Origin of the sequence: Shinella zoogloeoides (assembly GCF_033705735.1) — a bacterium.
GTDB classification, from domain to species: Bacteria; Pseudomonadota; Alphaproteobacteria; order Rhizobiales; family Rhizobiaceae; genus Shinella; species Shinella zoogloeoides_A.
The window spans coordinates 312,880-325,634 of sequence record NZ_CP131130.1 but is presented as its reverse complement, the minus strand read 5'-3'; the positions used below and the strand labels follow the sequence as shown (position 1 = coordinate 325,634).

The window sequence follows — 12,755 nt, the reverse complement described above, 5'->3', positions numbered from 1 at the left end:
TCCCAAGCCCTCAGCTATAGATATCCAGCGTCCGGCCCTGATGGTTCCGATGCGTCGAGTAGACGAAGATGCGCTGCAGGTCCTTGTCGGACAGGAGCCGCAGGAAGCGGGCCTCCACCACGTCGTTCGTATAGATGCGCTGCGTCAGGCATCCGATCATCGGGATGCGGGCGCTGACGATGTCGAGGTAGAAATTGCGCGGCAGCTGGAACTTGGTCGTCATGGTGATGACGGCGCCGCTGCGTGAGAGCTTGGTAATGATGCCGCGGCGGGAGACGAGGTTGACGAGCCCGCCGCTCTCGGTGAACTCGATGCGGGCCTCGTTGCAGGTATCCTCCATCGGGAAGGACTTTTCCCGATCGTACATGAAGGACTCTTCCTTGTTCAGGTAGCTGCCCCGCTGCCCTTGCCCATAGATGCTCATCCGCCTGCTGCCCCGGCACTTTCGATTTGCGGGAAAGCTAGCCCGGCAAGGCTTAATAACGGGTTGAGCGGCAAGGCGAAATCCTGCTGCCCGTCCCTGTCTCAGCGCCCACGCTCAAGCGGCGCGGTAGCTGTTCCCGGCCGCGTCGAAGAGATGCAGCCGCGCCTTATCTGCGGTGAAGCGGACCTTGTCGCCGCGCCTGACGGCAAGGATGCCGGGGATCTTCGCGATGATCGGCTCGCCCGGCACGAGGCCCTCGATATAGAGCAGCGTCACCTCGCCGAGTGCCTCGACGATGGAGACGGTACCCTCGAAGAGGAAGTCCTCGCCGGTGGTGATCTGCAGGTCTTCCGGCCGCACGCCGAAGCTCGCCGTCTTGCCGACTTCGGAGGCCGCCGTCGGGATATCGACGCTGGAGGTGCGCCCGCCGGTCAGTTCCAGCGCGGTCGCCTCACCGGCGGCGGTGATCTTCGCCGGGATGATGTTCATGGCGGGCGAACCGATGAAGCGGGCGACGAAGAGGTTCGCCGGGCGCTCGTAGAGCTCCAGCGGCGGGCCGACCTGCTCGATATGGCCGGCCGAGAGCACGACGATGCGGTCGGCGAGCGTCATCGCCTCCACCTGGTCGTGCGTCACGTAGATCATCGTCGTGTCGGCCATCTGCTCGTTGAGCTTGGCGATCTCGATGCGGGTGGCGACACGCAAGGCGGCATCGAGGTTCGACAGCGGCTCGTCGAAGAGGAAGACCTTGGGGTCGCGGCAGATGGCGCGGCCGATGGCGACGCGCTGGCGCTGGCCGCCCGACAGCGCCTTGGGCAGGCGGTCGAGATATTGGGTGAGCTGGAGGATATCGGCGGCCGAGCGCACGCGGCGGTCGATCTCCTCCTTGCTCTCGCCGGCGATCCGCATGCCGAAGGCCATGTTGTCGTAGACGGTCATGTGCGGATAGAGCGCGTAGGACTGGAAGACCATGGCGATGCCGCGCTTGGAGGGCGGCACGTCGTTGACTCGCTCGCCGTCGATGGTCATGTCGCCGCCGGTGATCTCTTCGAGGCCCGCGATCATGCGCAGGAGGGTCGACTTGCCACAGCCGGACGGGCCGACGAAGACGATGAACTCGCCCTGCTTGATATCGAGATCGATGCCGTGGATCACATCCACCGCGCCGTAGGACTTGCGAATATCCCTGAGCACCAGCCCTGTCATGTCTCTCTCCCCTTTACGTTTTGGCGCAGTGGTCACGCGAAGCGGGCGAAAAACCCGCTCCAGGCCGGAAGTTCTATATTTTCCTCATGCATCAGGCTAGCGAAGCCATGGCCTTCCAGCACCTCCAGCGTGCCGGACGGCAGGTCGGCAAGGCGCGGCACCGGGCTCATGTTGAAGGCGCAGAAGACCTTCTCGTTGCCGTGGCTGCGCACGAAGGAGAGGATCGCCCCTTCGGCCGAAAGGAATTCGATGTCGCCCTTGACCAGCGCCACGTGCTCCTTGCGGAAGGCGAGGAAGCGGCGGTAGTGCGACAGGACCGACGCCTCGTCGCCCTCCTGCACGTCGACCGCACGCTCCAGATGGGCGGCAGAGACCGGCAGCCAGGGCCTGCCATCGCTGAAGCCGCCGGACTGCTCGCCGGCACTCCAGACCATTGGCGTGCGGCAGCCGTCGCGGCCCTTGAAATCCGGCCAGAACTGGATGCCGTAGGGATCCTGCAGATCCTCGTAGGCAAGCTCGGCCTCCGGCAAGGCCAGTTCCTCGCCCTGATAGATGCAGACGGAGCCGCGCAGCGACATTAGGAGGCTCGCCAGCAGCCTGGCATGCGCCTCGTGATCCGTCACGCCGAAGCCCCAGCGGCTGACATGGCGCATGACGTCATGGTTGGAGAAGGCCCAGCAGACCCAGCCTTCGGGCGCCGCCTTTTCCAGCGCATGCTGCGTCTCGGCGACGAAGGCCGGCGTCAGCGGATCGGGCGCCAGGAACTCGAAGGCGTAGCACATGTGCATCTTGTCGCCTCCGGAGGTGTATTCGCCGGCGATCTCGAGGCCGCGCTGGCTGTCACCCACCTCGCCGACCGCCGCGATGGCCGGGAATTCCTCGAGAAGCGCGCGGAAGCGTTTGAGGAATTCGAGGTTCTCCGGCTGGTTCTTGTCGTAGAGATGTTCCTGGTAGTTGTAGGGGTTCACGGCGGGCGCCGTCTGCGCGTTGCGGCGCTCGGGGGGAAGCGACGGGTTGTCGCGCAGCTCCTTGTCGTGGAAGTAGAAGTTGATCGTGTCGAGGCGGAAGCCGTCGACGCCGCGCTCCAGCCAGAAGCGGGCGACGGAGAGCAGCGCGTCCTGAACTTCCGGATTGTGCAGGTTCAAATCCGGCTGCGAGGTCAGGAAATTGTGCATGTAATATTGCAGGCGCGTTGCGTCCCACTGCCAGGCGGAGCCGCCGAAGATCGCCAGCCAGTTGTTGGGCGGCGTGCCGTCGGGCTTCGAATCCGCCCAGACATACCAGTCCGCCTTGGGATTGGTCCGCCGCGAGCGGCTTTCGACGAACCAGGGATGCTTGTCGGAGGTGTGCGACAGCACGAGGTCGATCATCACGCGGATGTCGAGCCGGTGGGCCTCGGCGATCAGCGCGTCGAAATCGGCAAGCTCCCCGAAGATCGGGTCGACATCGAGATAATCCGAGACGTCGTAGCCGAAGTCCTTCATCGGCGAGGTGAAGAAGGGCGAAATCCAGATCGCGTCCACGCCGAGGGACGCGACATGGGCAAGGCGCTCGGTGATGCCCTTGAGGTCGCCGATCCCGTCGCCATTGGTGTCCTGGAAGGAGCGCGGATAGATCTGGTAGATCACCGCGCCGCGCCACCAGTCCTTGTCCGGCGTGAGAAGGGTGGAATCCGACGTCGTCATTCTGCTTGTCCTATAGGTATGCGTCAGCCGCCCTTGACCGACCCCGCCAGCAGGCCGCGCACGAGATAGCGCTGCAGGCTGAAGAAGACGATAAGGGGGACGACGATGGTGATGAAGGCGGAGGCCGTGAGGATTTCCCAGTTGCCGCCGCGCGAGCCGAGGAGGTTCACGAGGCGCCCGGTCAGCACCAGCTCGTCATTGCCCGTGCCGAGGAAGACCATGGCGACGAGCAGGTCGTTCCATGTCCACAGGAACTGGAAGATGGCGAAGGAGGCGAGCGCCGGGAAGGAGAGCGGCAGGATGATCTTCACGAAGATGTCGAAATCGGACGCGCCGTCGACGCGGGCCGATTCCATGATCTCGCGCGGCAGGCCGGCCATGTAGTTGCGCAGGAGGTAGATGGCGAGCGGCAGGCCGAAGCCCATATGGGCGAGCCAGATGCCGACATAGGTCTTGGCCGGCACGCCGAAGAAGGCGCCGACGCCGTTATAGAGCCGGAGCAGCGGGATCAGCGACATCTGCAACGGCACGACGAGCAGGCCGACGATGACCGCGATGAGGATCGCCCGGCCGGGAAACGGCATCCAGGCCAACGCATAGGCGCAGAAGGCGGCGACGAGGATCGGGATGATGGTCGAGGGGATCGCCACCGTCAGCGAATTGATGAAGGACGAGCCGATGCCGGCGGCGCTCAGCACCTCGCGATAATTGTCGAGCGTGAAGCGCGGCGGGACGGAGGCGGTGTAGAAGATGCGCTGGCCGCGCGTGCCTTCCATCTTCGCCGGCGAGACGAGTTCGTAGCTGCCGTCCTCGTTGACGGTCAGCGTCTGGCCGTCGCCGATATCGGCGGCCGTGCCCGGCTCGAAGGCGGCGGGCTGCATGGGGCGGACGCCGAAGGCCGAGACCTTGGCCGAGCCGCCCTCCGTCAGGTTGCCGGAGATGACGAACTTGCCGTCACGCTCGACCTGGGCATCCGGCGCGCTCGCGCGGCCGGTGAGGTTCTGCGAGGAGGTTGAGAGCGCCGTCCACCAGCCGGAGACGGCGAGCTGGTCCTTGTCGCGCAGCGAGGAGATCAACAGGCCCGCGGTCGGCAGCGTCCAGAGCGCAACGAGCAGCAGGACCGAAAGATGGACGAGGATGATGAGCGGCGAACGGGACGATGCGATCATCTCAATGGCCTTCCATTTCCCGGGTGGCGTTGCGGATGTTCCAGATCATGATCGGAACGACGAGGATCATGATGACGACGGCGATGGCCGCGCCGCGGCCGAAGTCACCGCCGCCGCGGAACATCCAGTCGAACATCAGGTTCGCCAAGACCTGCGTCTGCCACTGGCCGTTGGTCATCGCGAGCACGATGTCGAAGACCTTAAGGACGAGGATGGTGATCGTCGTCCAGACGACGGCAATCGTGCCCCAGATCTGCGGCACCATGATCTTGAAGAAGATCTGGAAGCCGTTCGCCCCGTCGATGACGGCCGCCTCGATGGTCTCTTCCGGAATGCCGCGCAGGGCCGCGGAGAGGATGACCATGGCAAAGCCGGTCTGAATCCAGATCAGGATCACCATGAGGAAGAAGTTGTTCCAGAAGGGAATGGTCATCCACGCCTCGGGCGTGCCGCCGAGGGCAACGACGACGGCATTGAGGATGCCGATCTGCTCGGAGCCCTCCGAGCGGAAATCGTAGACGAATTTCCAGATGACGGCGGCGCCGACGAAGGAGATCGCCATCGGCATGAAGATCAGGGTCTTGGCGATATTGCCCCACCAGATGCGGTCGGTGAGCGCGGCGATGACGAGGCCGAAGAAGGTGGCGAGCGCCGGCACCACCAGCAGCCAGAGGAAATTGTTGAAGATCGACTGGCGGAACTCGCCGTCATTGATCATCCAGGCGAAATTGCTGAAGCCGACGAAGCGGGTGCCGGAGCGGTCGTGGAAGGAGAGGCGCACCGATTCGAAGACGGGATAGACGAGATAGATGGCGAGCGCGAAAAGCGCCGGCGCCATGAACAGCCACGGCCGGATGGCATTGGTGATCCTGAGGTTGCGGGACGCCTCGGCCCCCGTCCGCCCCTTGGAGGGGAAGATCCTGTCGAGCAGCCAGTTGGTCCCGAAGAAATAGGCGGCACAGGCGAGCACGCCCCCGACCATCGTGAAGACGGCGAATAACAATTGCGACATGGCAGCTCCTCCCCAGGAATGCTCCCCTCAAGAACCCTCGGAGGCGCATCGATCGTCCACGCGGCCTTGCCGCATGTCCGGTGCACTTCGCATGCGTGGGAAACCGGCCGGGGATGCCGGCCGGTTCGCCGGATTACTTGATGGCGTCCCAGGCCTTCTGGATATCGGCCGCGACGTCGTTGGCCGACTTGCCGCCGACGAAATCGACCATGCCCGTCCAGAACGCGCCCGCGCCGATCTTGCCCGGCATCAGGTCGGAACCGTCGAAGCGGAAGGTCGTCGAATCGAGCAGGATCTCGCCCTGCTTCTTCATCGGGGCATTGGCATAGGCTTCCTTGTTGGCGCTCTTGAAGGGCGTCAGGAAGCTCGACTGCGCCATCCAGACTTCATGGGCGATCGGCGTCTTGAGGAACTCGATGAAGGCGCGCGAGGCGGGCGTGTCCTTGGTGATCATGGCGAGCGTGCCGGCACCGAGGACCGGGTTGCCGAGTTCCGGCTTGCTGGCATAGGGCGGCATGTAGAAGAAGTCCGCATCCTGGCCGACCACCGTGCCCTCCGGGAAGAAGGACGGGATGAAGGATGCCTGATGGTGCAGGTAGCATTTCGGCGGCGAGGCGAAGAGGCCCTTCGGGCTGTCGCGGAAGTCGGTGGAGGCGACCGCCGCCGCGCCGCCGTCGACGAACGTGTCGTTCTTGGCGAACCAGCCGAATTCGTCGAGCGCGCCGACCACGGCGGCATCGGTGAAGGGGATCTCGTTCTTGACCCACTTGTCGTAGGTTTCCGGCGATGCCGTGCGCAGCATCAGGTCCTCGACCCAGTCGGTCGCCGGCCAGCCGGTGGCGCCGCCCGAACCGAGGCCGATGCACCAGGGCGTGCCGCCATCGGCGACGATCTTTTCCGTCAGCGCCTTGAGATCTTCCATGGTCTTCGGCACTTCATAGCCGGCGTCCTCGAAGTTTTCGGGCACGTACCAGACGAGCGACTTCACGTCGATCTTGTAGGGGAAGGCATAGAGCGCGGCCGTGCCGTCCTTGCCCTTGAAGGTCGAAAGATCGACCCAGGACTGGCCGGCGGCATAGTTGTCGAGCAGCCACTTCTTGGTCTCGTCGCCGAGCGGCGTCAGGTAGCCCTTGGAGGCGAGGTCGGCGATGAGGCCCGGCTGCGGCAGGATGGCGACGTCCGGCGGGCTGCCGGCCTGCGTGTCGATGACGATCTGCTGCTCGTAGTTCTCGGAGGAGGAGTATTTCAGGTCGACGCCCGTCGCCTCGACGAAATAGGCATAGACATTCTTGAAGAGCGCTTCGTCCTCGCCGCGCCAGGGGCCGAAAATGGTGAGCGTCTGGCCCTTGAGGTCGTGGCCCTTCCTGAAATCCTCCAGGCTCTGCCAGTTGAACCGGGAATCCTCACCGGGCTTGAACTTCAGATCGGCCGAAACGGCGCCGCCCGCCATGAAGAGCGCGAGGGCAGCGGTCATCAACAAGGTCTTCTTCACCTGATTTGCCTCCCATAGCAAACCCGCCCTCTCCCCGGGCGGGCATTTTCAAAAACGCCCCCAAATTCAAAGCGCTTTGGATGCACTTTCATCCCATTTCCCCCGCGCCTTCGTCAAGTACCCTTCCCCACTTGAGCGAAAGGCGCGGGGCTGACGCAGCGCAGCGTAGTTTTGCAACGCAAAAAGCCCAAATCCGCTTTTACTCGCGGATTTGCTGATGTTAGATGCCGGGGCGCCTTGGGACAATCCGGAGATATGCGCGCCAGAAATCCAAAGCGCTTTGAATAGTTCTAGAAAGCTAAGCATGTGAATCTCAAGCAGTTATCGCAATTGCTGGGCCTCTCCCAGACAACCGTGAGCAGGGCTTTGAACGGTTATCCGGAGGTCAATGCCGAAACCCGCCAGCGCGTGCTCGATGCCGTCCGGGAGACCGGCTACCGCCCCAACCGTGCGGCCCAGCGCCTTGCGACCGGCCGCGCCGGCTCCATCGGCCTCGTCATGCCGACGGCCGACGGCATCCAGTCCGACGTGCATTTCGGCGAGTTCCTGGCCGGGCTCGGCGACGAGGCGGTCAAGCATGACTTCCACTTCGTCATCAATCCGAGCCATCCCGAGGACGAGGTCGCCACCTGCCGGCGGCTGGTGGCAAGCGGCAATGTGGATGCGCTGTTCTTCGCCTATATGCGCGAGAAGGACCCGCGCATCGCCATGATGAAGTCGCTCAAGACGCCCTTCATCGTGCATGGGCGCTCCATCGGCATTCCGTCCGACTATCCGTTCCTCGACATCGACAATACCGGCCTCTTCTACGATGCGGCGCGGCTGCTCACCCAGCTCGGCCACCGGCACTTCGCCCTCATCAACGGACCGGACTATCTCACCTTCGCGATGCGCCGCCGCAAGGGCACCGAGCGGGCGCTCGGCGAATACGGGCTCGTGCTGCGCGAGGAGTGCGTACAGCATTCGCAGATGACGGACGAGTACGGCTTCCGCGCCATGGAGCGCTTCCTCCGGCTGGAGACGCCGCCGACGGCCGTGCTGTGCTCCAGCACCGTGCTGGCGCTCGGGGCCGTGCGGGCGATCAACCAGGCCGGCCTGAAACTCGGCACGGACATCTCCCTCATCGCCCATGACGACGTGCTGCCGATGCTGAAGCCGGAGAATTTCATGGTGCCGCTGACGACGACGCGCTCGTCGCTGCGCGCCGCCGGCCAGCGCATCGCGCGGCGGCTCATCGCGGAAATCCTGCAGCTCGAAACGGTGCCGCAGCAGGAATTGTGGAAGGCGGACCTCATCGTGCGCGCCTCCACGGGGCCGGCACCCGCCAGATGAAAAGGCGCCCCGAGGGCGCCTTTTGCGGGAAGCGGTTCAGAACTTCGGCGGCGTCCTGCCGGCCTTGCGATAGGCGGCGATGACGGTATTGGCCATCAGCATGGCGATGGTCATGGGGCCGACGCCGCCGGGAACCGGCGTGATGACGCCCGCGACCTTCGCGCATTCCTCGAAGGCGACATCGCCGACGAGGCGCGACTTGCCCTCACCCTTTTCCGGCGCGGGAACGCGGTTGATGCCGACATCGATGACGGTCGCGCCGGGCTTGACCCAATCGGCCTTCACCATTTCCGGCCGGCCGACGGCGGCGACGAGGATATCGGCGTTGCGGCAGACGGCGGCAAGGTCCTTCGTGCGCGAATGGGCCGTCGTCACCGTCGCATTGGCGGCGAGCAGCAGGGCCGACATCGGCTTGCCGAAGAGGTTGGAGCGGCCGATCACCACGGCATTGAGGCCGGAGAGATCGTTGCCGTGGATGCGGCGCACGAAGACCATGGCGCCGGCCGGCGTGCAGGAGACGAGACCGCCGTCGAGATCGCCCGTCGCCACCTTGCCGGCATTGACGACATGCAGGCCATCGACGTCCTTCTCGGGCCGGATCGACTGGATGATCGGGTCGGAATCGAGGTGTTTCGGGAGGGGGAGCTGCACGAGGATGCCGTGGATGGTCTCGTCGGCATTCAGCGTTTCCACCAGATGGGCGAGCTCTTCCTGCGTCGTCTCCTCCGGCAGCGTGTGCTGGACGGAGTTGAAGCCGCATTCCTTGGCCATGCGGCTCTTGGAGGAAACATAGGCGTGGCTGGCCGGATCGTCGCCGACGATGACGACAGCAAGACCGGGCTTAAAGCCGGCATCCTTTTCGAGCGCGACGGTCGCGGCTTTCACGGCGTCAATCACGGAAGCGGCAACCTGCTTCCCATCGATAATGGTGGTCACATTTCTCTCCCTGAATGAATTGCGCCACCCTAGCGGGGCGGCCGTTCGGCGGGATGGCCTCTCAACGCCCTATGCTGTCCAAAACACATAAATTCAAGCGCCATCGACGGGAAGAGCACACGAAATCGACCGGAGGCCCTTTTTCCTGTCAGCGATGAGGGGAGCCGCGATGCGGCATGGCGAAACCACTCATACCGCCGGCCTTTGTTCCATGTTGCCTGGAGGATTTTTACCGCAGCGGCAGCCTTTCTCGAAGAAATTATACGCAACATCAATGCCTTAGCCTCATGGTTAGCGAAGGATGAACACCTTCCCTCACCTTTTCCGGAATTCCTTAAACGGCCCTTCAGCCGGACTTGCTAGACCGGCCGCGAAGCAATCCGTTCGAAGCGGGATTGCCGAAAGTCGTATGAGGGAACCGGGCCATGGCCTTCGCATCGGGCAACATCGTCGCCTCCCAGCGGGAGATACTCGGCCTTGCGGTCTGCGATCTCGGCTGGGCCGAAAGCTTCTCGCTTGCCGAGGAAGTGGCGACCATGCCCTTCGGCCAGAACGTCATCGCCTTCCTCGATGCAAGAAACGCCAATCGCCTGACATGGGATGCGGAATACCGTGCCGTGCTGGAGCGGCAGATCGTCATGCCCGAGGGAAGCGGCATCGACATGGCCTCGCGCATGCTGCACGGCAAGCGCTTTCCCGCACGCTTCACCGGCACGGCCTTCGTTCCGGCGCTCCTGACCTACCTCGCCAGGCCGATGCGCGTCGCCCTGATCGGCGGCACGTCGGAAACATTGAAGCAGGCGGCCGGGGACCTGCAGCGCCATGCCCCCTGGCACACCATCCTGCCGATCGCCGACGGCGCATTCGATCAGGAAGAATCCGGCGCGATCGTGGACCGCGTCCGCGCCGCCCGCGCGGATATCCTCGTCGTATCGATGGGAAGCCCCGCGCAGGAAAAGTGGATCGACCGCCATGCCGGCGCCGGGGATGCGCGGCTCGTCCTCAGCGTGCGCGGACTGTTCGACGTGCCGGCCGACGGTTCCCGGCGTCCCGAGGCCGCCGGCAGGCAGGGCATCGCCGCCCGCCTTGCCCGGAAGCCCGATCTCGCCGCTCCCCTCCTCCTTTGCCATGTGCTTCGCCACAAGCTGGCGCGACCAAGGCCGGCGCACGGCCCGGCAGCAACGGCAAAGGCCGGCTCGATCTGACGAACCGGCCTTCCTGCACTCCTAGAGCGTTTCCGCTTTTCCCCGAATCGCGAGAACGCTCTATCTCCTTGTTTCTACGCAACTCCGGACGCAAAACCGCTGCGCACTTTTGCCGGAATTGCTATATGGCGGGGATCAGTGCCCGCTCTTCTGCGTCTGCTCGACGGTCGGGACTTCGCCCTTCAAAAGGGTCACGCCCTTCTTCTGCGGCGGATCCTCCACGGAGGCGGTGGTGAGATAGTCGATCTGCTCGACATAGACCTCGGCGATGACCTCCGCGCCGAAGCGACGGTTCAGCCCCTCCTTCACCACGCCGCGGAAGGCGTCGAGATCGAAATTGCCGGTCGCCCCGACATCGATCATCTTCTTGCCGACGAGCAGGGTATAGAGTTCGTCGGTAATCATCTCCGGCAGCGGCACGACCTGCTTGGCGGCAAGCTCCTTGTTGGCCTTGTAGGCGAGCTTGGTCAGCAGGTAGCCGCTGACGCCGCCCTCGCCGATCACCGGCACGGTGGTCGTATAGCCGCTGACGAATTCCATCGCGGCCTCGCGCGCGGCGGCGGCCGTGTCGACCTTGGGGGCCGAGGCCATCTTCAGCGAGAAATAGACCGAGGCGAGCGTGATCGCGAGGATCCAGACGCCGGTGCCGACGAGCTTGATCATGTGCCGTAACCCAGGCGGAACTGTTCCTGCGAATAGGTGCCGTCAGCCTCGAGGTCCTGCACGGCATTCTTCAGGATGGTGACGACCTCGCGCACGGCTTCCAGATGGGCGGAGATGCGCTGGGCGTTCGTGGCCAGCTTTTCGCGCAGGCGCCCGAGCTGCGTGGAGAAGGTCGGCGGCACCTCGTCCGGCGGCACGTCGCGCGTCAGCATGGCGAGCTCATAGAGGCAGCGGCTCTTGTGGGCGTTCGACGTCGGCAGGTCGAATTCCGGGTCGCTGCCGATGCTGTCGTTCTCGTTGTCGATGATCGTCTCGAGTCGGCCGAGAACGGTGCGGATCCGGAGTTCGTTGTTCGCCTGTTCCATTTTGTTATGCTCCGCTTAAACCTTATGCGATTTCTTGTGATCGTCCTTGATGCCGGGCGTCAGGTCGGCAAAGGCCTCGCGCTGCATGGTCTGCACCATGCCGGCGGCGACGCGGTCGACATCCTTGTCCCGCGGATTGGTGGTGATGCCGCTCTTCTTGGCGAGGCTTTCGGCAATGCCGATACCGCCGCCCTTGGCGATCGCATCGCCGAGCTGGTCGGCCATCATGCCGCGCCACATCTCGCCGGCCGTGCCCTTGCCGTAAAGCTCCTCGCTCTCGGCGGGCATCATCGACTTCACGAAATTCTGCAGCACCATGGATTCGAACTTGCGCAGGTGCTCCGGGATATTCTTTCCGCCGACAGCCTGAACGCCCGCGCTCGCCGCGTGGCTGGCGGTGGTCGTATCCCGATTGAGAATGCCGACGGCGGCCTGGAAGCCGGCGCCCGCCTCGGCAAGGCTGGTCGCCTCGAAGGCGGCCCTGTTCGATTTCAGCTTGGCCTGCGCTTCCTGAACCTGTGCCGGATCGGCGGCGCGCACAACGTCGAGCACCAGATCGCTGGGGGGAGTTATTGCCACGTCTCAAAGCCTTTCAGGTGATTCCCGCGTGCCGGACCCGTCCTCATGGCGGTCCGCCGGCCTCATGACCATAGTGGACATCCGGTCCGCCCGCGCCATTGCCACGGCTGCTTCGGCAAACCTCGTCATCGTCCTGATGCGACTATCGCTGCTCAACCTTACGGGAGGCTGGTGGCGGATGACGAAGCCGTGACGCCACCGGCCGCCGAATCCATTTTCACGCAAGCTTGATGAGAGGACGGTAAATCGCCTGTCTTTCCGGATATTTGGCCGGATAGTCGAAAGGACCTACGTGTCGTCCGACCTGTAGGCGAGATGCTGGTCGATGAGATCGTAGATCGCGTCGTCCGCAGCCGCGCGGTCCTCGGCGTCGCGCGCCTCCTTCATGCGGTCTTCCATCCGGTCGCCCTTGGTGCGCTCACGCACGACGCGCATCTCGTGCATTTCCTGCACGTTTGCCAGCATCTGCTCCTGCTGCTGGAGCCTGCTGTACTGGCCGGAATAGTGCCGCGAGAAGCTGCGGTGCACCGGATCGAGCGAGTTGATCGCATCGACCACCACGGTCATCGTCTCCGCCACTTCCTGCCGCTGGCGGGTGGTGCTGGCAAGGTCGATCTCCGCCATCTTCTCCAGATGGCGCTGCACCGTCACCAGCCGCTTGAGCTTGTCCGAGCGGTTCTGCGCCAT

The 12,755-nt window shown here is 64.2% G+C and carries 14 protein-coding genes; 3 read left to right on the top strand and 11 right to left on the bottom strand.

The window, feature by feature from the left end:
- Positions 1-10: 10 nt before the first annotated feature.
- The 6 genes from ShzoTeo12_RS01610 to ShzoTeo12_RS01585 all read right to left on the bottom strand — a co-directional run bounded on the left by ShzoTeo12_RS01610 (position 11) and on the right by ShzoTeo12_RS01585 (position 6,970).
- Positions 11-424: a hypothetical protein gene (locus tag ShzoTeo12_RS01610; protein WP_318910991.1), complete on the bottom strand. Its 414-nt coding sequence runs from the start codon at positions 422-424 to the stop codon at positions 11-13.
- Between the two features lie 114 nt (positions 425-538).
- Positions 539-1,630: an ABC transporter ATP-binding protein gene (locus ShzoTeo12_RS01605; protein WP_119257728.1), complete on the bottom strand. Its 1,092-nt coding sequence runs from the start codon at positions 1,628-1,630 to the stop codon at positions 539-541.
- A gap of 32 nt (positions 1,631-1,662) precedes the next feature.
- Entirely contained in the window at positions 1,663-3,315 is a 1,653-nt protein-coding gene (locus ShzoTeo12_RS01600) for an alpha-glucosidase family protein (RefSeq protein WP_318910989.1), read from the bottom strand.
- 23 nt (positions 3,316-3,338) lie between these two features.
- A complete protein-coding gene (locus ShzoTeo12_RS01595; RefSeq protein ID WP_318910987.1) occupies positions 3,339-4,484 on the bottom strand; it encodes a carbohydrate ABC transporter permease in 1,146 nt (381 codons plus the stop codon).
- A gap of 1 nt (position 4,485) precedes the next feature.
- On the bottom strand, positions 4,486-5,496 hold the full coding sequence (locus ShzoTeo12_RS01590) for a sugar ABC transporter permease (RefSeq protein ID WP_318910985.1): 1,011 nt from the start codon (positions 5,494-5,496) through the stop codon (positions 4,486-4,488).
- Positions 5,497-5,629: 133 nt separating this feature from the next.
- A complete protein-coding gene (locus ShzoTeo12_RS01585; RefSeq protein ID WP_413251110.1) occupies positions 5,630-6,970 on the bottom strand; it encodes an ABC transporter substrate-binding protein in 1,341 nt (446 codons plus the stop codon).
- A gap of 324 nt (positions 6,971-7,294) precedes the next feature.
- Between ShzoTeo12_RS01585 and ShzoTeo12_RS01580 the strand changes: the two genes are divergently transcribed.
- On the top strand, positions 7,295-8,320 hold the full coding sequence (locus ShzoTeo12_RS01580) for a substrate-binding domain-containing protein (RefSeq protein WP_318910982.1): 1,026 nt from the start codon (positions 7,295-7,297) through the stop codon (positions 8,318-8,320).
- A gap of 36 nt (positions 8,321-8,356) precedes the next feature.
- Here ShzoTeo12_RS01580 and folD read toward each other — a convergent pair whose 3' ends face one another.
- Positions 8,357-9,256 (bottom strand): bifunctional methylenetetrahydrofolate dehydrogenase/methenyltetrahydrofolate cyclohydrolase FolD, encoded by a 900-nt coding sequence (gene folD / locus ShzoTeo12_RS01575; protein WP_318910981.1) that lies wholly within the window; start codon positions 9,254-9,256, stop codon positions 8,357-8,359.
- A 425-nt stretch (positions 9,257-9,681) separates the two neighbouring features.
- Between folD and ShzoTeo12_RS01570 the strand changes: the two genes are divergently transcribed.
- On the top strand, positions 9,682-10,461 hold the full coding sequence (locus tag ShzoTeo12_RS01570) for a WecB/TagA/CpsF family glycosyltransferase (protein ID WP_318910980.1): 780 nt from the start codon (positions 9,682-9,684) through the stop codon (positions 10,459-10,461).
- 135 nt (positions 10,462-10,596) lie between these two features.
- On the opposite strand, the gene ShzoTeo12_RS01565 is transcribed toward ShzoTeo12_RS01570, so the two are convergent.
- From ShzoTeo12_RS01565 to ShzoTeo12_RS01555, 3 genes are read right to left on the bottom strand one after another with little or no spacing between them, the layout of a single operon-like run.
- Positions 10,597-11,124 carry a hypothetical protein gene (locus ShzoTeo12_RS01565; RefSeq protein WP_119257720.1) on the bottom strand — a complete coding sequence of 176 codons (528 nt, stop codon included), beginning with the start codon at positions 11,122-11,124 and terminating at the stop codon, positions 10,597-10,599.
- Positions 11,121-11,489 carry a hypothetical protein gene (locus tag ShzoTeo12_RS01560; RefSeq protein WP_119257719.1) on the bottom strand — a complete coding sequence of 123 codons (369 nt, stop codon included), beginning with the start codon at positions 11,487-11,489 and terminating at the stop codon, positions 11,121-11,123. The genes ShzoTeo12_RS01565 and ShzoTeo12_RS01560 overlap by 4 nt, the downstream gene beginning before the upstream one ends.
- 15 nt (positions 11,490-11,504) lie before the next feature.
- On the bottom strand, positions 11,505-12,068 hold the full coding sequence (locus ShzoTeo12_RS01555; protein WP_119257718.1) for a rod-binding protein: 564 nt from the start codon (positions 12,066-12,068) through the stop codon (positions 11,505-11,507).
- 64 nt (positions 12,069-12,132) lie between these two features.
- Between ShzoTeo12_RS01555 and ShzoTeo12_RS01550 the strand changes: the two genes are divergently transcribed.
- Entirely contained in the window at positions 12,133-12,261 is a 129-nt protein-coding gene (locus ShzoTeo12_RS01550) for a hypothetical protein (protein WP_281048104.1), read from the top strand.
- A gap of 95 nt (positions 12,262-12,356) precedes the next feature.
- On the opposite strand, the gene ShzoTeo12_RS01545 is transcribed toward ShzoTeo12_RS01550, so the two are convergent.
- On the bottom strand, positions 12,357-12,755 hold the full coding sequence (locus ShzoTeo12_RS01545) for a hypothetical protein (protein ID WP_318910978.1): 399 nt from the start codon (positions 12,753-12,755) through the stop codon (positions 12,357-12,359).

Coding starts and splice junctions, on each gene's coding strand:
- ShzoTeo12_RS01610 (WP_318910991.1), bottom strand. CDS start 424: ATGAGCATCTATGGGCAAGGGCAGCGGGGCAGCTACCTGAACAAGGAA.
- ShzoTeo12_RS01605 (WP_119257728.1), bottom strand. CDS start 1,630: ATGACAGGGCTGGTGCTCAGGGATATTCGCAAGTCCTACGGCGCGGTG.
- ShzoTeo12_RS01600 (WP_318910989.1), bottom strand. CDS start 3,315: ATGACGACGTCGGATTCCACCCTTCTCACGCCGGACAAGGACTGGTGG.
- ShzoTeo12_RS01595 (WP_318910987.1), bottom strand. CDS start 4,484: ATGATCGCATCGTCCCGTTCGCCGCTCATCATCCTCGTCCATCTTTCG.
- ShzoTeo12_RS01590 (WP_318910985.1), bottom strand. CDS start 5,496: ATGTCGCAATTGTTATTCGCCGTCTTCACGATGGTCGGGGGCGTGCTC.
- ShzoTeo12_RS01585 (WP_413251110.1), bottom strand. CDS start 6,970: ATGACCGCTGCCCTCGCGCTCTTCATGGCGGGCGGCGCCGTTTCGGCC.
- ShzoTeo12_RS01570 (WP_318910980.1), top strand. CDS start 9,682: ATGGCCTTCGCATCGGGCAACATCGTCGCCTCCCAGCGGGAGATACTC.
- ShzoTeo12_RS01565 (WP_119257720.1), bottom strand. CDS start 11,124: ATGATCAAGCTCGTCGGCACCGGCGTCTGGATCCTCGCGATCACGCTC.
- ShzoTeo12_RS01560 (WP_119257719.1), bottom strand. CDS start 11,489: ATGGAACAGGCGAACAACGAACTCCGGATCCGCACCGTTCTCGGCCGA.
- ShzoTeo12_RS01550 (WP_281048104.1), top strand. CDS start 12,133: ATGACCATAGTGGACATCCGGTCCGCCCGCGCCATTGCCACGGCTGCT.
- ShzoTeo12_RS01545 (WP_318910978.1), bottom strand. CDS start 12,755: ATGGCGCAGAACCGCTCGGACAAGCTCAAGCGGCTGGTGACGGTGCAG.